Annotated in this window: 17 protein-coding genes; 8 read left to right on the plus strand and 9 right to left on the minus strand. The window is 55.2% G+C overall.

All coding sequences use genetic code 11. The features are described from left to right. Positions 1-147: 147 nt before the first annotated feature. Positions 148-675 carry an O-acetyl-ADP-ribose deacetylase gene (locus tag AC4IE8_RS08815; RefSeq protein WP_490790819.1) on the minus strand — a complete coding sequence of 176 codons (528 nt, stop codon included), beginning with the start codon at positions 673-675 and terminating at the stop codon, positions 148-150. A 99-nt stretch (positions 676-774) separates the two neighbouring features. Between AC4IE8_RS08815 and AC4IE8_RS08820 the strand changes: the two genes are divergently transcribed. After that, positions 775-1,122 (plus strand): DUF3301 domain-containing protein, encoded by a 348-nt coding sequence (locus AC4IE8_RS08820; protein ID WP_068994440.1) that lies wholly within the window; start codon positions 775-777, stop codon positions 1,120-1,122. 1 nt (position 1,123) lies between these two features. Here the strand turns inward: AC4IE8_RS08820 and AC4IE8_RS08825 are convergent, their stop codons facing one another. The 6 genes from AC4IE8_RS08825 to AC4IE8_RS08850 all read right to left on the minus strand — a co-directional run bounded on the left by AC4IE8_RS08825 (position 1,124) and on the right by AC4IE8_RS08850 (position 6,013). After that, positions 1,124-1,522, minus strand: coding sequence for a ClpXP protease specificity-enhancing factor (locus tag AC4IE8_RS08825; protein WP_490790820.1), 399 nt, complete (start codon positions 1,520-1,522; stop codon positions 1,124-1,126). A gap of 211 nt (positions 1,523-1,733) precedes the next feature. Next, a complete protein-coding gene (locus AC4IE8_RS08830; protein ID WP_068994443.1) occupies positions 1,734-2,357 on the minus strand; it encodes a stringent starvation protein A in 624 nt (207 codons plus the stop codon). A gap of 135 nt (positions 2,358-2,492) precedes the next feature. Then, a complete protein-coding gene (locus tag AC4IE8_RS08835; RefSeq protein WP_068994446.1) occupies positions 2,493-3,230 on the minus strand; it encodes a cytochrome c1 in 738 nt (245 codons plus the stop codon). After that, positions 3,227-4,468 (minus strand): cytochrome b, encoded by a 1,242-nt coding sequence (locus AC4IE8_RS08840; RefSeq protein ID WP_068994449.1) that lies wholly within the window; start codon positions 4,466-4,468, stop codon positions 3,227-3,229. The genes AC4IE8_RS08835 and AC4IE8_RS08840 overlap by 4 nt, the downstream gene beginning before the upstream one ends. Next, a complete protein-coding gene (gene petA / locus AC4IE8_RS08845; protein ID WP_068994452.1) occupies positions 4,465-5,064 on the minus strand; it encodes a ubiquinol-cytochrome c reductase iron-sulfur subunit in 600 nt (199 codons plus the stop codon). The genes AC4IE8_RS08840 and petA overlap by 4 nt, the downstream gene beginning before the upstream one ends. A gap of 196 nt (positions 5,065-5,260) precedes the next feature. After that, positions 5,261-6,013, minus strand: coding sequence for a Nif3-like dinuclear metal center hexameric protein (locus AC4IE8_RS08850; protein WP_068994456.1), 753 nt, complete (start codon positions 6,011-6,013; stop codon positions 5,261-5,263). 164 nt (positions 6,014-6,177) lie between these two features. Between AC4IE8_RS08850 and AC4IE8_RS08855 the strand changes: the two genes are divergently transcribed. The 6 genes from AC4IE8_RS08855 (at position 6,178) to hisC (ending at position 13,362) form a co-directional block, all read left to right on the plus strand. After that, positions 6,178-7,347 carry a trypsin-like peptidase domain-containing protein gene (locus AC4IE8_RS08855; RefSeq protein WP_083226179.1) on the plus strand — a complete coding sequence of 390 codons (1,170 nt, stop codon included), beginning with the start codon at positions 6,178-6,180 and terminating at the stop codon, positions 7,345-7,347. 213 nt (positions 7,348-7,560) lie between these two features. Further along, a complete protein-coding gene (locus AC4IE8_RS08860; RefSeq protein ID WP_068994459.1) occupies positions 7,561-8,631 on the plus strand; it encodes an adenylate/guanylate cyclase domain-containing protein in 1,071 nt (356 codons plus the stop codon). Between the two features lie 262 nt (positions 8,632-8,893). Continuing rightward, positions 8,894-10,153 (plus strand): UDP-N-acetylglucosamine 1-carboxyvinyltransferase, encoded by a 1,260-nt coding sequence (gene murA, locus AC4IE8_RS08865; protein ID WP_068994460.1) that lies wholly within the window; start codon positions 8,894-8,896, stop codon positions 10,151-10,153. A 108-nt stretch (positions 10,154-10,261) separates the two neighbouring features. Continuing rightward, the gene (gene hisG, locus AC4IE8_RS08870) at positions 10,262-10,900 is read left to right on the plus strand and encodes an ATP phosphoribosyltransferase (RefSeq protein ID WP_068994464.1); all 639 of its coding nucleotides are present in this window, start codon (positions 10,262-10,264) and stop codon (positions 10,898-10,900) included. Positions 10,901-10,990: 90 nt separating this feature from the next. After that, positions 10,991-12,301: a histidinol dehydrogenase gene (hisD, locus tag AC4IE8_RS08875; protein ID WP_068994466.1), complete on the plus strand. Its 1,311-nt coding sequence runs from the start codon at positions 10,991-10,993 to the stop codon at positions 12,299-12,301. A gap of 5 nt (positions 12,302-12,306) precedes the next feature. Beyond that, complete coding sequence (gene hisC / locus AC4IE8_RS08880; protein WP_490790821.1) at positions 12,307-13,362, plus strand: histidinol-phosphate transaminase; 1,056 nt, start codon at positions 12,307-12,309, stop codon at positions 13,360-13,362. Between the two features lie 78 nt (positions 13,363-13,440). Here hisC and AC4IE8_RS08885 read toward each other — a convergent pair whose 3' ends face one another. Both AC4IE8_RS08885 and AC4IE8_RS08890 read right to left on the minus strand, forming a co-directional pair. After that, positions 13,441-13,821, minus strand: coding sequence for a hypothetical protein (locus AC4IE8_RS08885; protein ID WP_490790822.1), 381 nt, complete (start codon positions 13,819-13,821; stop codon positions 13,441-13,443). Positions 13,822-14,073: 252 nt separating this feature from the next. Continuing rightward, positions 14,074-14,952: a fructosamine kinase family protein gene (locus AC4IE8_RS08890; RefSeq protein ID WP_490790823.1), complete on the minus strand. Its 879-nt coding sequence runs from the start codon at positions 14,950-14,952 to the stop codon at positions 14,074-14,076. 591 nt (positions 14,953-15,543) lie between these two features. On the opposite strand from AC4IE8_RS08890, the gene AC4IE8_RS08895 reads away from it, so the two are divergent. Next, positions 15,544-17,742, plus strand: a complete 2,199-nt coding sequence (locus tag AC4IE8_RS08895; RefSeq protein WP_068994477.1) for a primosomal protein N' — start codon at positions 15,544-15,546, stop codon at positions 17,740-17,742. Positions 17,743-17,861: the final 119 nt, after the last annotated feature.

Below are 17,861 nucleotides of genomic sequence, written 5' to 3' on the forward strand. Positions count from 1 at the left end.
CCCCACCAGATGCGGCTTAAGGTAAGCGCCATTCAGCTTAGGCCTGTCCTGTAAGGAGCGCATGATATCACCTTTCCAATCAAGGCACAGGCAACTTCAGATACAGAGCCAGCAAGAGATTCCAAAGCTGGGATCAACCATAGAGACTTATTCCCTAATGCACTGAGCACAGGCGTTTTGATAGAGCTCCGCATCAGCCTCACTGAAACAGCATGCGATAATGCGTTGGAAACGTTCCCGCCAGGCTTGCATCACCGACAGGGCGATCTCAGCCGCCTCGTCCTTGGGATAACCATAGACGCCGGTGCTGATACCGGGGAAGGCGATCTGCTGCAGCTTGTGTTCTGACGCCAGGGCGAGGCTGTTCTCGTAACAGTCCCGAAGCAGTTTCGGTTCACCCAGGGTGCCACCCTGCCAAATCGGCCCAACCGTATGAATCACCCATTTTGCGGGCAATTTGAAACCGGGCGTCAGTTTCGCCTCACCTACCTGGCAGCCGCCGAGGCTACGGCAGTAGTCGAGCAGCTCCCCACCAGCGACCCGATGAATGGCACCATCCACCCCGCCACCGCCAAGCAGAGTTGTATTGGCGGCATTGACGATAACATCGACTTCCAGCCGGGTGATGTCTGCCGTTACAATGTGTATCTGACCCATAACTTCTAGTGTAGGCATAACGCCGCGACTGGCCTGATAAAAAAGTAAATGCGCAACCCCTGTACGGTCGCCAATCAGGTAGAATCCTTATAATCCGACAGATCACAACACCACCCCATGTCCTATTCAACACTCAATTTGTTACTCCTGCTGATGCTGATTGCCTGGTTCTGGCGGGACAGTTTGAAAGTCAGAGAGGTGGCGATCCGGATCAGCCGCAGCAGTTGTCAAAGCCATGGGGTTCAGTTTCTGGATCAGACGGTGGCGCTGCACCGGCTGGGAGTCCGCTGGTTGCGCAGCGGCCCGAAACTGCGTCGTGTCTACGCCTTTGACTACAGTCTTGAGGGATCGGGGCGCCGAACCGGCTATCTGGTGATGATGGGCATCCACAATGTGAGCCTGCACATGGATATCCCTCAGCCGCCTCAACCCCCAGCTGAACCATCGGAGCAGCAGCAGGATTAAGCTATTTGACAACCTTCAGCGCCGGACGGCTGCTGGGTGGCTTAGGATCCGGGTCGTCTTCCGGTTCACTGTCGGTATCCACTTCCTCTTCCGGAAACAGCATACCCTGGCCATTCTCCTTGGCGTAGATCCCCATCACCGCGCCTGGGGGGATGAGGATCTCTTCCTCAGCACCCCTGAAGCGGGCACTGAAACTGATCCAGTCGTTACCCAGTTCCAGTCCGGACACGGCAGATGGATCCACATTCAGAATGATGCGTCCGTTCTCGACGAACTGCATTGGCACCACTGCCCCTTGATACTCTGCATTGACCATCAGATAGGGGGTTTTGTCGTTATCCACCAGCCACTCATAGAGGGCCCGGATCAGATAGGGACGATTGGATGTCATCTCTGACATGGTCTAACCTAGAGTCCGCAGATGGACAGGTTGATGTGTGCGCTTGTCGTAATCTAGGGCAAGGAGTTGCAACGCCGCCATGCGCCGCCACAGGTGTATTACTCGCTCTGTAGCGTGACTCCCCCAGCGGGTGATACCCTCTTTCGAACACTTTTTCATGTCATTCTTCAACTAAGCAACAGAATGGAGCGGTTAACTGCGGAACCGAGGTTTATCCACGCATTTCTTGTTCAGCTTCAGACAGACTCTTGATGAATGACTCTTTCTCAAACAGACGCTTGGAGTATTCGTGCAGGCCCTTGGCGCTGGTCGGAATCTCGATGCCCATTTCAGGCAGGCGCCACAGCAGCGGTGCAATGGCACAATCCACCAGGGAGAACTCATCGCTCATGAAGAAGGGTTTGGCACCGAATACCGGTGCCGTGGAGATGAGACTCTCACGCAGCTCTTTACGAGCCTTTGCCGCCTCTTTCTTGCCACTCAGAATGATATCCAGCTGACGATACCAGTCCGACTCGACCCGATACATCAATAAACGCGATGTGGAACGGGAGACAGGATCGACCGGTAACAGGGGCGGATGGGGAAACCGCTCATCCAGATACTCCATGATGATGCGGGACTCGTACAGCTTGAGATCCCGGTCCACCAGGGTGGGAAGGGTTCCGTAGGGATTCAGCTCCATCACCTCTTCGGGTACGTTCAGCGGATCGATATCCTCCACTTCGTAGGTGATGTTTTTTTCCGCCAACACCATCCTGACCCGGTGGCAGTAGGGGTCCGTCGGATCCGAATAGAGGGTCATCACTGAGCGTTTATTCGCAACTGCTGCCATTTATTGCCTCTCTCCAAAATTTCTGACACGCCATCAACCAGTGGATTTTGTGCCGGAAAAATAATTTTCACATAAAAAAAGGCGCACAGTATAACGCAACTGTACGCCTTTTTGTCAGCTAAACACCAATGAGTTCTAGTGAACGTCCTTCCAGTACTCCTTTTTGAGCAGATAGGACATCACGAAAAACACCGCAATGAACAGCAACACCCAGACACCCAGGCGTTTTCTCTCCATCTGGATCGGTTCACCGATGTAACTCAGGAAGGCGGTAATATCACGCGCAACCTGATCGAACTCTTCCGGGCTCATAGTGCCTTCGCTGGCGGGTTCCAGGCGATCCAGCACTTCGGTTTCAGTGCCGTTGTGAACCTCGGTCTTGAAGACCGCTTTCTGATCACCCTGCAACTGCCACAACACATTGGGCATGCCCACATCGGGGAAGACCCGGTTGTTGACACCGAAAGGACGCTTCTCATCGATGTAGAAACCACGCAGGTAGGTGTAGAGCCAGTCCACACCACGGGCACGGGCGATAACACTCAGATCCGGTGGCGGATTACCGAACCACTCAGTACCTTTCTCGGCCGTCATGGCGATGTTCATGGTGCCACCAATCTTGTCGGTGGTGAACATCAGGTTATCGATGACCTCCTGCTCGGTCAGACCCAGATCCTTCGCCATCCGGTTATAGCGTTGGTACTTGGCCGAGTGACAACTCAGGCAGTAGTTCATGAAGTACTTGGCGCCGCGCTGCAGGGAGGCCTGATCGCTCAGATCGATGTCCGCGTCGTCCAGCGGCACGCCGCCACCGGCTGCCAGCCCGAGCATCGGGGTCACGGCTAATAAGAATGCAACAATCAGCTTTTTCATTCGGTCACCCTCTCTGGCACGGGTTTGGTATTGTCCATCTTGCTGTAGATCGGCATCAGCAGGAAGAAGGCGAAGTAGTAGATGGTGCCGATCTGCGCCAACAGCTTGTAGAGGTCAGTGGTCGGTTGTGTACCCAGATAACCCAGCAGGATGAAGTTGACCACGAAGACCCACAACATCACTTTATAGAGCATACCTTTGTAACGGATCGACTTGACCGGGCTGCGATCCAGCCAGGGCATGAAGAACATGATCAGGATCGAGGCAAACATCGCCACCACACCCGGGAAGGCCGAACCGGCAATCGAGGGCACAGCACGCAGAATCGCGTAGAACGGCGTGAAATACCACACCGGCGCGATATGCTCAGGCGTCTTCAGCGGGTTGGCTGGTTCGAAGTTTGGATGCTCGATGAAGTAGCCACCCATCTCCGGCGCGAAGAATACCACCGCCGCGAAGATGAACAGGAATCCGGCAACCCCGGCAATATCCTTCACTGTGTAGTAAGGGTGGAAAGGAATGCCGTCAGCAGGCGCTTTGTCAGACCAGCGGTTGCCCTTGGGACCCTTCTTGATCTCCACGCCATCCGGGTTGTTGGAGCCGACTTTATGAAGCGCAACGATATGAATGAACACCAGTGCAGCCAAGATGAAAGGCAACAGGAAGTGCAGGGCAAAGAAGCGGTTCAGGGTTGCATCGGAGATGACATAGTCACCACGAACCCAGACACCCAGATCCGGACCGATCACCGGCACCGCTGAGAACAGGTTGACGATAACCTGGGCGCCCCAGTAGGACATCTGACCCCAGGGCAGCAGATAACCGAAGAAAGCGGTCGCCATCATCGCCAGGTAGATGATCACACCGATGATCCACAGCAGCTCTCTTGGTTTACGGTATGAACCGTACATCAGACCACGGAACATGTGCAGATAGATCACCACGAAGAAGGCTGAAGCACCGGTTGAGTGCATGTAACGAATCAACCAGCCCCAGTCCACATCACGCATGATGTATTCCACAGAACCGAATGCCAGTTCCGCATCAGGCTTGTAGTTCATCGCCAGCCAGACGCCGGTGAGGATCTGAATAACCAGTACCAGCAGGGCGAGTGAGCCCATGAAGTACCAGAAGTTGAAGTTCTTGGGGGCGTAGTATTGCGCCAGGTGCTCGTTCCAGACCTTGGTCGCCGGATAGCGGTCGTCTATCCAAGTCATAAAATTTTTCATCATACTCATGAGGATGAACCTCCGTCGGCACCGACCATAATCTTCGTCTCAGAGAGATACTGGTATGGGGGAATTTCCAGGTTTTTCGGTGCAGGCACACCGGCGTAGACGCGACCAGCCAGGTCGAATCGCGAACCGTGGCAAGGACAGAAGAAGCCACCTTTCCAATCAGCGCCGAGATCCTCGGGAGCCACTTCAGGACGGTAGGTGGGAGAACAACCCAGATGAGTACAGATACCCACAGCGACAAGATACTTGTCGTTGACCGCCCGGGTTGGGTTTTTGCAGTAGTCTGGCTGCTGTCCGGTATCATCGGAGTTTGGATCGGCCAAGACACCATCCAGTGACGGCAGATCGGTAAGGTTCTTATCGGTACGATGAACGATCCAAACCGGCTTTCCGCGCCATTTCACCCGCATCAGCTGACCCGCTTCAAGCTTGCCGATATCAGCCTCAACCGGCGCACCTGCCGCCTTGGCCTTCTCACTGGGGGCCCAGGCCGCCAGAAATGGATAGATCACGAAACCGGCACCAACCGCTCCGACCGCACTGGTAGCAAGCGTAAGGGTACGCCGCTTCTTTAAATCAACGCCATCTGCGCTCATAACTTTATGGACTCCCCGGATACTGTCATGAGCCTTCGAAGCCGAAACGGCCCCTTCCCAGCCCACATTTTCAGGACATTAGAATATACTTACATAAAACAATGAAAATTAACCGCGCATTCTCCACAATGTGACCATGTTGGTCAAGGCGCATTCACATGGCGAAGATAAATAAAACCGTGTAAAGCCACTCCATTTAAACGGGGTTTTCAATATCGCAAAAGCGCCATTCAAGCTGATGGCGCTCAGCCAGATGGCGTCCCAAGGCCTCAACACCATAGCGCTCTGTTGCATGGTGGCCTGCCGCAAAATAGTGGATATCGAGCTCCCTGGCCAGGTGCACCGTGGGCTCCGACACCTCACCGGATATATAGGCGTCGAGCCCCAGCGCGGCGGCCTGCTCGATATAACCTTGGGCCGCGCCGGTACACCAGCCAAGCCGCTTGATCTGTGGCCGCTCGGCACGGATATGCAGCGGCTCCCTGCCCAGCACCTCGGCCAGCTTTGCATTCAGGGTTTGCGGCGATTGGGGTTGGGCGAACTCGGCCGTCCACACCAGGCCCTGCCCGGCGGTTGAAGCTTCCGCCTGGGGCAGACCCAGATGATTGCCCAATTGACGGTTGTTGCCAAACTCCTGATGGGCATCCAGCGGCAGATGGTAGGCAAGCAGGCTGATGCCTTGACGATAGAGGCTGGCAATCCGCTGTCCTTTGATGCCACGCAGTGGTTGCGGCTCACCCTTCCAGAAATAGCCGTGATGAACCAGCAAGGCATCCGCCCCCCAGTCTGCCGCCGCGTCGATCAGCGCCTGGCTGGCAGTCACTCCCACCATCAACTTACCAACTGTGGTGCCGGCCTCGACCTGGATACCGTTAGGGCAGTAGTCATCGAAGCTATCCGCTGCCAACAAATGGTTACAGTAGTTTTCAAGCGTAATCAGTTCAATCATGTTATGTTTGCCTGCTATAGGGCTCTACTGGGGCCTGGTGTGCTCTGCGCATGAGGTTTCGAGCACTGTCCAGCGAATTTGAAACTTTTTCTCAACCATCAACTCAACCTAAACTTCAATTTAGAGTTGCCAGAAGTAACGTTTTTACCACACTAGATCATCCGATGCGTATGCAAAGACTGCTATCACTACTACTCACGGCCTTGACCGCCGGTTTGGCAGGGGCCTTCGTTGTTCTTTTTTTGATGCCTGACCGCATATTCGCACCGCAACCGGCAAACCCACCCGCCGCATCAACGGCCAACCAGCCGGAGATCAACCTGCCCAGAGAATCCGGCCCGGTATCCTATGCGGAGGCGGTCGAACGGGCTGCCCCATCGGTGGTCAATATCTTTTCCACGAAAATCACCACCGAATCCCAGGCGATGCGCTTCAAGGATCCGGTTCTGCAGCACCTGTTTGGTAGCATTCTGCCGGAAAAGACCCGTCAACGCCTGGATACCAGCCTTGGCTCCGGGGTGATCGTCACGGAAGACGGCTACATGCTGACCAACCACCATGTGATCGATGGCGCCGACGAGATCAAAGTGGTGCTGGCCAACGGTCAGAGCGTCAGTGTCAGTGTGGTGGGCAGTGACGCGGAATCCGATGTGGCGGTGCTGAAGATCAAGAGTGAAGAATCCCTGCAACCGATACCGGTTGGCCACTCCAGCACCCAGCAGGTGGGGGATGTGGTACTCGCCATCGGCAATCCGTTCGGTGTGGGACAGACCGTGACCATGGGCATTATCAGCGCCACCGGCCGATCGCGACTGGGTATCAGCACCTTCGAGAATTTCATCCAAACCGATGCGGCGATCAACCCGGGTAATTCCGGAGGCGCGCTGGTGAATGGCCATGGCGAACTGATCGGCATCAACACCGCCATCTTCTCCCAGACCGGCGGCTCCCACGGGATCGGTTTTGCCATCCCTTTCGATCTCGCCCAGGGCATCATGCAACAGCTGATCAGCACCGGACATGTGGTACGGGGCTGGATCGGCATCCAGGGACAGGATGTGACGAAAAAGCTGGCTGAAGCGTTTGGCCTGCACATTGAGGACGGTGTCCTGGTGACCGGGGTGTTGGAAAACGGCCCGGCAAGCCGAGCCGGCTTACGGCCGGGCGATGTGATCACAAGCATCAACCAGATCCAACTCAATAATTCCCAGGATCTGATGCAGCATATTGCCGGCCTGCCACCCGGCACCGAGCTGATGGTTGGCGGCTGGCGCGGCAGCGACGCCTTCAATCTGAAAACCGTTTCCGGAGAGCGCCCGGCATTTGATGAGTAGATCCGAGCTTTGCAGCGGTTGAGCAGCCCTTGCCGGGGCCCTATCACCCGTTATTCATCGGGTTTCAGATCACGCCTGTCTGGCTATACTGAAACCATGGCCTGACAACCGATTCCGGCACTTCAGTGCCACGCTGCGGTGCGGCCAATGAGGCTCCTTCGAGCTACCGCCGAGCACTCGGGACAGAGAAGAAATCCAATAAGGAGCTGTTTCATGAAACACGCCGAAGAGATCGAGAGAATTATCGATACCGTCGGCAAGACCCTGCAAACCCAGCTCTCACCGACTGAAAGAAGCCGGCTTCACCAGGCGCTGATCAAATCTCTCGACACTCCCGAGGGAGGTATTCGACCGGAGACCAAACAGGTCACCATTCTACTCTCCGATCTGAGAGGTTTCACCGCACTCTCGGAACACTACCAACCCGATATCATCATTGAGATCCTAAACTTCTACTTCTCCCGCATGTGCGAGATCATCTTTCGTTTCGGCGGCACCATCGACAAGTTCATGGGCGACTCCATCATGGCCCTTTTCGGCCTCTCGGAGCAGCGGGAAGACGATCTGGAGCGCGCCATCGCCTGTGCCGTGGAGATGCAACGCAGCATGCAGAGCATCAACAGCGAAAACATCCAGCATGGACACCCCAGACTGTTCATGGGCATTGGTATCAACACCGGTGAGGTGGTTGCCGGCAACCTGGGATCGGAGCTGCATCACGAGTACACGGTAATCGGTGATGAGGTTAACCTCGCCTCACGTATCGAGGCCTACAGCCTGAGAGGCCAGATCCTGCTCAGCGAACACTCCCGGGAACTGGCTAAAGATTTTATCGAGTGCGAAAAGCCGAACCAGGTACTGGTCAAAGGCAAGCAGACGCCGGTCAAACTGTATGAGCTGATCTCCACCAAGCGCCCAAGGTTCCTTGAAGTCCCACGGGTTGAATCCCGCAAAAGCCCACGCATAGAAGTCGATTTTCCGTTAACTTTTCAAACCCTTAAAAACAAGACCGTATCTGAAACAAGCTATGCCGGGCAGGCCATCGACCTGAGTTATTATGGACTGCAGGCACGTCTACCGATCGAGCTGCAGGCCTTGTCGGACATCCGCATCACCCTCTATACCTCAATGATGAGCGAGCAGAGCAGCCACATCTACGCGAAGATTCTCGATAACGAGAAAAACGGTGAGGACTGGCTCTGCCGGATGGAGTTTACCGGCATCGACGAAGCGGGACAGAGCGCCATCAAACGGTACATCGACCAGGCGGTGAGTCGACGCTGACAGCACCGATTGAGTAAGTTTTCTACAAATACTCCCGTTTTCCATCCATTTTCGTTATCATCTCCTGTCTTTTTCGTCAGAAACCCCGGGGTTGGGTGGATTTCAGCGGGACAGTGAGCTTCCACGACTGTCGCTTTCCATACCCAACCTGGTCCTAAAACCAGACTTCAGGCCTATATCCTTTACATAGATATAGGTGCTAGACCCAGGGCTGATTCAATCTACAGTAGGGCCTGTTAAAAACTGGCTATCCGGGACAACCATGGATAAATTGATCATTCGCGGGGGTACACCCCTATCGGGGGAGGTACGGATTGCCGGCGCCAAAAACGCAGCACTGCCGATTCTGGCCGCCACCCTGCTGTCCGAAACCTCGATGCGGGTCGGCAATGTACCGCACCTGCAGGACATCACCACCACCATGGAACTGCTCGGAGGCATGGGCGTCAGCCTGATGGTGGATGAAAAGATGGGCATCGAGGTGGATGCGAATACCATCAAGGAGTTCAACGCACCCTACGAACTGGTTAAAACCATGCGTGCGTCAATCCTGGTACTGGGTCCGATGCTTTCCCGCTTCGGCCAGGCCGATGTCTCCCTGCCCGGTGGTTGCGCCATCGGATCACGCCCGGTGAATCTGCATATCGAAGGCCTGCGTGCGATGGGGGCGGACATCGATGTCGAAAACGGCTACATCCGATCCCGCTGCAAACGACTGCACGGAGCCCGTATCGTAATGGACATGGTGACGGTGACCGGCACGGAGAATCTGATGATGGCCGCTGTCCTGGCGAAAGGCACCAGCCTGATCGAGAATGCCGCACGGGAACCGGAAGTGGTCGATCTGGCCGAATGCCTCAACCTGATGGGCGCCAAGATCAGTGGCGCCGGATCGCCTACTATCACCATCGAGGGTGTGGACAGTCTGCAGGGCACCGAATACAACGTACTGCCCGACCGGATCGAAACCGGCACCTTCCTGGTTGCCGCCGCCATCTCCAGAGGCAACATCAAAGTACGCGACACCCGCCCCGAACTGGTGGATTCAGTGCTGCAGAAACTGCGCGAGGCCGGTGCGGTGATTGAAACCGGTGATGACTGGATCAGCCTCGACATGCAGGGCAACCGTCCAAAGGCCGTGGATGTCTATACCGCGCCCTACCCGGCATTCCCTACCGATATGCAGGCCCAGTTCACGGCACTGAACTCAGTGGCGGAAGGGGTCGGCATTGTCACCGAAACCATTTTTGAAAACCGTTTTATGCATGTCCATGAACTGCAGCGTATGGGTGCCCAGATCAAACTCGAAGGCAATACAGCGATCTGCACCGGCTCGGAAAACCTGACCGGCGCACCGGTGATGGCCACCGACCTGCGCGCCTCCGCCAGCCTGGTGCTGGCCGGGCTGATCGCTGAAGGTGAGACCCTGGTCGACCGGATCTACCATATCGACCGGGGTTATCAGAATATCGAAGAGAAGCTGGCCGGCCTGGGAGGCGAGATACGACGGATCCCCAGTTAGTGCATGAAAAACCGGGTGACGGCGGAATAATCGCCCTTTCCCGGATTTCATCCGCTTCGTCATTTGTTATCCTTGCAGCTTCCAAGCTGTGCTAACCCTGTACCAATCATGAAATTTGACGCACCCATAACCATCGCCCTGTCGAAAGGCCGCATCTTCAATCAAAGTCTGCCGCTGCTGGCCCATGCCGGAATCGAGCCTACCGACGACCCGGAGAAGAGCCGCAAGCTGATTCTCGATACCAATCATGAACAGGTTAAACTGGTGATCATTCGCGCCACCGACGTACCCACCTATGTGGAGTATGGCGCAGCGGATCTCGGCATCGCCGGTAAGGATGTGTTACTCGAGCATGGCGGTGAGGGGCTCTACGAACCGCTGGATCTGAATATCGCCCGCTGCCGCATGATGACCGCCGGCTACCCGGACGCGGTAGAACAGAAAGGACGCCTGCGGGTGGCCACCAAATACGTCAAAAGCGCGCAACGCTATTTTGCCGCCAAGGGTGAACAGGTCGAGATCATCAAGCTCTATGGCTCGATGGAGCTGGCACCCATCGTCGGTCTGGCAGACATCATTGTCGACCTGGTTGAGAGCGGCAATACACTGAAGGCGAATGGACTGGTACCGCTTGAGCATATCAGTGATATCAGCTCCAGACTGGTGGTCAACAAGGCTTCCTGGAAGATGAAGCACAGCCTGATCATGCAGCTGATCGAAGCCTTCCGCGAAGCAGTCAAGAAATAGCCCCAGCCAATCCGCTATTATTGACGGGCAGATTCACTGAAACTCCGGTCTCCCGATGGAGCCGGACTATCCATTTTAGAGAACTTGAAGATGAGCGACATACGCAAACTGTCGACCAGCAACGGCGACTTCCAGCAACAGCTCGATGCCCTGCTCGCCTGGGAATCGGTCTCCGACACCGGTGTTAACGATACGGTCAACCAGATCATTCAGGCTATCCGTCAACGAGGCAATGAGGCGCTGCTGGAATTCACCCATCGCTTCGATCGCTGGCAGGCAAACAGCGCTGATGATCTGCAGATCCCACTGAGTCGTCTGCAACAGGCCTGGGAGACGATTCCCGCGGAGCAGCAACAGGCGCTGCAGGTCTCGGCCGATCGGATCCGCGCCTATGCGCAGCGTCAGCTGATGGATTCCTGGTCCTACACCGAGGCGGACGGCACGTTGCTGGGTCAACAGGTGACCCCGCTGGACCGGGTTGGACTGTATGTGCCTGGCGGCAAGGCCGCCTACCCGTCATCGGTACTGATGAACGCCATCCCCGCCAAGGTTGCCGGAGTCGATGAGCTGATCATGGTGGTCCCCACCCCGGACGGCGAACTCAACGAACTGGTCTTGGCAGCCGCTCACGTCTCCTCGGTCGACAAGGTTTTTGCCGTGGGTGGTGCCCAGGCTGTGGCGGCATTGGCTTACGGTACTGAAACCGTACCACCGGTGGATAAAATCGTCGGCCCTGGCAATATCTATGTGGCCACCGCCAAGCGGGCCGTATTCGGTCAGGTCGGTATCGATATGGTGGCCGGCCCCTCTGAAATCCTCATCGTCTGCGATGGCCAGACCGCACCGGACTGGATCGCCATGGATCTCTTCTCCCAGGCGGAACATGATGAAGACGCCCAATCGATCCTGCTCTGCCCCGATGGCGACTACCTGAAACAGGTGGAGGCCAGCATCGACCGACTGCTGCCGACCATGGAACGCCAGGAGATCATTGCCACCGCACTGCGAGTGCGAGGTGCGCTGATCGAGGTCAAGGATATGGACGAAGCGGTGGACGTGGCCAACCACATCGCCCCTGAGCATCTGGAGCTCTCGGTGGCCAATCCGCAGGAGATGGCAAAAAGCATCCGTCACGCCGGCGCCATCTTCATGGGCCGACACACTGCCGAAGCCATGGGTGACTACTGTGCCGGGCCCAACCATGTGTTGCCCACATCCCGCACAGCGCGCTTCTCTTCGCCTCTGGGCGTGTATGATTTCCAGAAGCGTTCCAGCCTGATCATGGCCTCCCCAGATGGGGCGGACACCCTGGCAAAAACCTCCTCGGTGATGGCACGCGGTGAGGGGCTGACCGCCCACGCCCGTTCTGCCGAATACCGTTTCAAGGCTGACAAGGATTAATCAGCATGAATCCCTACTGGAGCCCGGGCATCGATAAGCTATCCCCCTATGTTCCGGGGGAGCAGCCCAAGCTTGCGCGACTGGTCAAACTCAACACCAACGAGAATCCCTATGCCCCCTCACCCAAAGTGATCGAGGCGATCCGTGAAGAGGCGGGGGAGAATCTGCGGCGCTACCCCCAGGCGGACTCCGCCGAACTGCGTGAGGTGGTAGCTGAGTATTATGGCCTGCAAGCCGACCAGGTGTTCGTCGGCAATGGTTCTGACGAGGTTCTGGCCCACACCTTCTTCGCCCTGTTCCAGCAGCCGAAGCCGCTACTGTTTCCCGACATCAGCTACAGCTTCTACCCGGTCTACTGCGGCATCTACAACATTGATTACCGCACCATCCCCCTGAGAGAGGATTTCTCCATCGGCCTGGAAGATTATCCGATGGAAAACGGCGGCATCATCTTTCCCAATCCGAATGCCCCCACCGGGCGGTTGTTGGCGTTATCTGACATCGAACAGCTGCTGAAGCGTAATCGTGACTCTGCCGTGGTGGTTGACGAGGCCTATATCGATTTCGGCGGGGAAAGCGCCGCCTCGCTGATCGACCGCTATCCGAATCTGCTGGTGGTGCAGACTCTCTCCAAATCCCGCTCTCTGGCCGGCCTGAGGATTGGCCTGGCGATGGGGGATGTGGGCCTGATCCAAGGCCTGATTCGAGTCAAAGACAGCTTCAACTCCTATCCGATGGATCGAATCGGCGCCAAAGCGGCGATCGCCTCATTCAAGGATGAGGACTATTTTCAGCAGATCCGTCAACAGATCATCAGCTCCCGGGACACCCTGACCGAAGCACTGACAAAGCTGGGTTTCCAGGTGCTGCCTTCTGCAGCCAACTTTGTCTTTGCCAGTCATCCTCGACATCAGGCTGAGACCATCTCAGCCAAACTGCGGCAACAGGGCGTCATCGTGCGTCACTTCAAGCAGTCCCGAATCAAAGCGTTTCTGCGTATCACCGTCGGTACAGCGGAAGAGAACCAAAGACTGCTCGAAGTACTGCAGCAGATCGTCTGAGTCGATTTTCAGGCTGCAAATGAACACATACGACTTTCCTGCCTCTCCCTCTATTCTTGCTTAGCTGCTGAAATCCGCTTATGAGTTTGCTGCTGACTCATAGGCACGGTTAACCAACATCTGCAGATTTTCTGAGTTGTAGGGTACCGGGTACCAACCAGTTTCTTGCTTAAAGCTTTCAGGCTGTGGTGTCATCGGCAAACCCAATTCAGCGCTTTGTGACAATCTTAAACCCACATTCCGCATACCCGAGGCATAGGCGAAAACAATCCCATTCACATACCAGAGCATATAAGCAAAGTTCTGACTGTCGGGAAAATAGGACTTCACACCTTCAAGCTCGGATAGACACTTTTCAATCGGAGCAATGATGTCTGTATGACAGCTCTGCCCATCAAGATGAGTCAATATCTGCTGATTCAATGGATTGTCCAATTCGGACGGTATCGGTTTGATCATATTACCCATCACTACCGGTTGACACTGACACAGAAGAACTCACATATATTTGTGTTCATTTGCAGACAGAATTCTTCCTGGTTTAGGGAACCTCCGAACAAGTCATGAGCCGAACAGATTGTCGATCAAAATGCACCAATTCAAGGCGCAGATCGCAGGTAATAGCCCGCTATTGAGAAGATCTGCAACATAGAAGTGGTGCGTTTTGGTGACGAGATGTCGGTTCATGACTCGCTCAGAGCTTCCTTAGATTCAAACTTCAGCCAGCAACCGGTCGATCATCCCCTCCGCCTGACTGAGATAACCACCACCGAACAGATTGAGGTGATTGAGAATGTGGTAGAGGTTATACAACACCTTGCGAGTGGAGTAGCCCGGCGACAGGGGCAAACTCTCCCGATAGGCATCGTAGAAGCGGTTGCCGAATCCGCCAAACAGCTCGGTCATCGCCAGATCCGCCTCCCGATCACCAAAGTAGACCGCCGGATCGTAGATTACCGGCTGCCCCGTCCGGTCATAGGCCAAATTGCCACCCCACAGATCACCATGCAGGATCGACACGACCGGTTGGTGGTCCAGCAGCAGATGAAAGTGATCGAGCAGCCGCTCACCCCGCCGCTGCAGACTTCCCCGGTATCCGTTCTCTCCTGCCAGTTGCAACTGGAAACCGAGACGCTGCTCACGCCAGAACTCGATCCAGTCATCCTCTCTTTGATTCGGCTGATGGGTTGAACCGATGGTATTGTCCCGGTGCCATCCGAAATAGGGCTGCTCTACCTGATGCATGGCGGCCAGCATGCGCCCGGCAATCTCCGCACCATCCCGACTGCCGTGCCCCATCTCCAGAAACTCCATCACCAGATAGGATTGATCGCCACTCACACCGCTGCAAACCGGCCTGGGTACTCGAATGGTATGGGTATCGGCCAGGGCCTGAAGTCCCTCTGACTCCGCTTCGAACATATCGAGCAAACTACTTCGATTGAGTTTGACGAAATAGCTGCGCTCACCATCGTTCAAGCGCACCCCGGTGTTGATGCATCCCCCACCGATCATTTTAGGCTCTAACGGACTGAATGGCGCTTCAGTAGCGTGTGCAATGTGCTGCGCGATAATCTGCCAATCATTCATGCCAAATCCCCCTATCCTGCGGATCAAAGCCCGCCCTTTCACACCTCTGGCAGCCAGTGATTATTCACAATGTGCTAATGTTGCAACACAACATACAAGGCTTTGCGAATTTTATTACTATTAGAAGTGGTTAATATACTATAACTACTTGTTAATTATAGTGTTAGTCAAACTGCTAAAAAAATAGTCAAATTAACAGTAATCCAACAAACACAAGGCCTTGGGCCCTCTATTCCATAAATGTCCACAAAGTTATCCACAGCACTTGTGGAAAAAGTCCTGCCTTAAACCAGTGCATTTCGCCAACTCATTGATAACAACATTTTATACCCCAATAACACCACCCTAATCCTCTCTCCCATCAACACGCCAAAACACCACAGACAGCTCTGAAGATTGCAATTGAACGACGCACAATGCAGAGTGACCACGGGTATGGCAAACCGAAATGGCGCGACAACCATTTCAACCGCTAACAGAGTCGTTCACTGATGTAGAATAATCACACATCGCTCATTCCACCTTGCTGGAAAATAAAGCAGCCCCAGCAGGGCTGATTGGATTAGTGTTAACAGGCCCTGAAGTCTCGTGATGGAATCGGATACCATATTAAAGATAGCGCTCGCCGGCCCCCTTCGCGGCTACTTCGACTACCTACCTCCCGAAGACAAAGGCATTACGTTCGCCCCCGGATGCCGTTTTGAGATACCTTTTGGCCGCAGCAGCCGAGTGGGCATACTGATTTCAACCAACAACAAGTCTTCAGTTCCGGCTGATAAACTGAAACGAGCTCTGTCTCAACTCGACCATACCCCGCTGCTCCAGCCATCAGACCTGCGTCTTCTGAAGTGGGCGGCTGACTACTATGAGCACCCGTTGGGTGATGTCATATTTCATGCCCTGCCTGTCAACCTGAGAAAAAAACCGACCGCTTCCAAAACCAGCCCTCCAGGTCTGCGACTGACCCAGACAGGCGAGACTGTGGATGCAGACAGTCTCTCCAGAGCACCCAAGCAGCGCAGTGTAATCCTGGCACTTCAACGACATCCCCAGGGCTTGGCCAAAAGCAAGCTTGTGGAGGATCACGACCTCTCCCCTGCGGTATTGCGCAGTCTGCTTGATAAAGGTCTGGTTACCCCCTGTGAACTACCGCCCCAACCACTCCCCAGTGAAGCGGCTTATCTGCTCAATCCACAACAAAAGCAGGCGGTAGACAAGGTCCGTGAAAAACTGGATGGATTTCAGGCCTTTCTGCTCAACGGGGTAACCGGCAGCGGAAAAACCGAGGTCTATCTGCACCTGGTAGCCGATGTTCTGGCCCAGGGACGCCAAGCATTGATCCTGGTTCCGGAGATCGGTCTGACACCGCAGCTGCTGCAGCGTTTTCAACAACGCATGGGGCATGAGGTTGCCGTACTGCACTCCGGACTGGCGGATGGAGAGCGGGAAAAAGTCTGGCATGCCATACGTCAGATGCGGCAGCATATCCTCATCGGAACACGTTCAGCCGTGTTTACCCCGATGCCCGACCTGGGTCTGGTAATTGTCGACGAGGAGCATGATCTCTCTTACAAACAGCAGGAAGGATTCCGTTATAACGCCAGGGATATCTCTCTGGTTCGTGCGCAGCAGACCGGCTGCCCAGTAATTCTGGGCTCTGCGACCCCATCCCTAGAGTCGTTGAGAAACGTTCAGGAGGGCCGTTACCGCCAGCTCGATCTGCCGAAACGGGCTGCCGATGCCAGCATGCCCAGCCTTTCACTGATCGACATTCGCAATGGTCATCTCAAAGGGGGATTGTCTCCCGCCCTGCTCAAACACCTTGAACAGACCCTGCAGGCCGGGGAGCAGGCGATGTTGTTCCTCAACCGTCGCGGTTACGCCCCGATGCTCACCTGTCACGCCTGCGGTTGGCTGACCGACTGTCCCCGATGCGATGCGCGCATGACTCATCATCGCCGTCAGAAAATGCTCTGGTGTCACCATTGCGGTCACCAGCAGAGAGAACCGGCCGTTTGTCCCAGCTGTGGCAGCCCCGATCTGCGCCCAATCGGTCAAGGTACCGAACGGGTTGAAGAGATCTTACAGCAGCACTTTCCGAATTATCCCCTGGCACGAATCGACAGGGACTCCACCAGCCGCAAGGGCAGTCTGGAAAAACTATTGAAGCAGGTCCAATCAGGCAGTATCCCACTGCTGATCGGTACCCAGATGATCGCCAAAGGACACCATTTTCCCGCCGTCACACTGGTCGCCATCCTGGATGTTGATCAGGGGCTGTTTGGTGCCGATTTCAGAGCTTCTGAAAGAATGGCCCAGCTGATCCTGCAGGTGGCCGGCAGAGCTGGGCGGGCCGAACGCCCGGGAAGAGTGATGATCCAGACCCGTCATCCCGACCATCCATTGATGCAACTGCTGACCCAACAGGGATATGCTGCTTTTGCCAAACTGGCAATGCAGGAGCGGCAAATGGCTATGTTGCCCCCCTATGCTCATCAGATTCTGATTCGCGCCGAAGCGACTCGATCGGATTATCCTGAGCTGTTTCTTAAACAGTTGTTACAAGCCTGTCAGAAACTCCAACACGCCGCAGAACTTGAGTTCTGGGGCCCGGTCCCTGCTCCCATGGAGCGGCGGGCCGGTAAGACCAGAGCCCATCTTCTGATTCAATCAAATCAGCGCCTGCCTTTGCATCGCTGGTTGTCGGAAGCAATCGAGATATTCCCGACGCTACCTCACGCCCGCAAGGTACGCTGGTCTGTCGACGTTGACCCACAAGAGATGCTGTGATCTCAACGCAGAGTTCACGAAACATTAGACCAGTTACTAGGGCCTGTTAACACTAATCCAATCATATTAAGCACTGAATTAATAGCAGACCAGTGAGTTGTCTCGCTCATTTACCTGCG

It is taken from the genome of Candidatus Thiodiazotropha sp. AKAK2 (assembly GCF_058244685.1).

Coding starts and splice junctions, on each gene's coding strand:
- AC4IE8_RS08815 (WP_490790819.1), bottom strand. CDS start 675: ATGCCTACACTAGAAGTTATGGGTCAGATACACATTGTAACGGCAGAC.
- AC4IE8_RS08820 (WP_068994440.1), top strand. CDS start 775: ATGTCCTATTCAACACTCAATTTGTTACTCCTGCTGATGCTGATTGCC.
- AC4IE8_RS08825 (WP_490790820.1), bottom strand. CDS start 1,522: ATGTCAGAGATGACATCCAATCGTCCCTATCTGATCCGGGCCCTCTAT.
- AC4IE8_RS08830 (WP_068994443.1), bottom strand. CDS start 2,357: ATGGCAGCAGTTGCGAATAAACGCTCAGTGATGACCCTCTATTCGGAT.
- AC4IE8_RS08835 (WP_068994446.1), bottom strand. CDS start 3,230: ATGAAAAAGCTGATTGTTGCATTCTTATTAGCCGTGACCCCGATGCTC.
- AC4IE8_RS08840 (WP_068994449.1), bottom strand. CDS start 4,468: ATGAGTATGATGAAAAATTTTATGACTTGGATAGACGACCGCTATCCG.
- petA (WP_068994452.1), bottom strand. CDS start 5,064: ATGAGCGCAGATGGCGTTGATTTAAAGAAGCGGCGTACCCTTACGCTT.
- AC4IE8_RS08850 (WP_068994456.1), bottom strand. CDS start 6,013: ATGATTGAACTGATTACGCTTGAAAACTACTGTAACCATTTGTTGGCA.
- AC4IE8_RS08855 (WP_083226179.1), top strand. CDS start 6,178: ATGCGTATGCAAAGACTGCTATCACTACTACTCACGGCCTTGACCGCC.
- AC4IE8_RS08860 (WP_068994459.1), top strand. CDS start 7,561: ATGAAACACGCCGAAGAGATCGAGAGAATTATCGATACCGTCGGCAAG.
- murA (WP_068994460.1), top strand. CDS start 8,894: ATGGATAAATTGATCATTCGCGGGGGTACACCCCTATCGGGGGAGGTA.
- hisG (WP_068994464.1), top strand. CDS start 10,262: ATGAAATTTGACGCACCCATAACCATCGCCCTGTCGAAAGGCCGCATC.
- hisD (WP_068994466.1), top strand. CDS start 10,991: ATGAGCGACATACGCAAACTGTCGACCAGCAACGGCGACTTCCAGCAA.
- hisC (WP_490790821.1), top strand. CDS start 12,307: ATGAATCCCTACTGGAGCCCGGGCATCGATAAGCTATCCCCCTATGTT.
- AC4IE8_RS08885 (WP_490790822.1), bottom strand. CDS start 13,821: ATGATCAAACCGATACCGTCCGAATTGGACAATCCATTGAATCAGCAG.
- AC4IE8_RS08890 (WP_490790823.1), bottom strand. CDS start 14,952: ATGAATGATTGGCAGATTATCGCGCAGCACATTGCACACGCTACTGAA.
- AC4IE8_RS08895 (WP_068994477.1), top strand. CDS start 15,544: ATGGAATCGGATACCATATTAAAGATAGCGCTCGCCGGCCCCCTTCGC.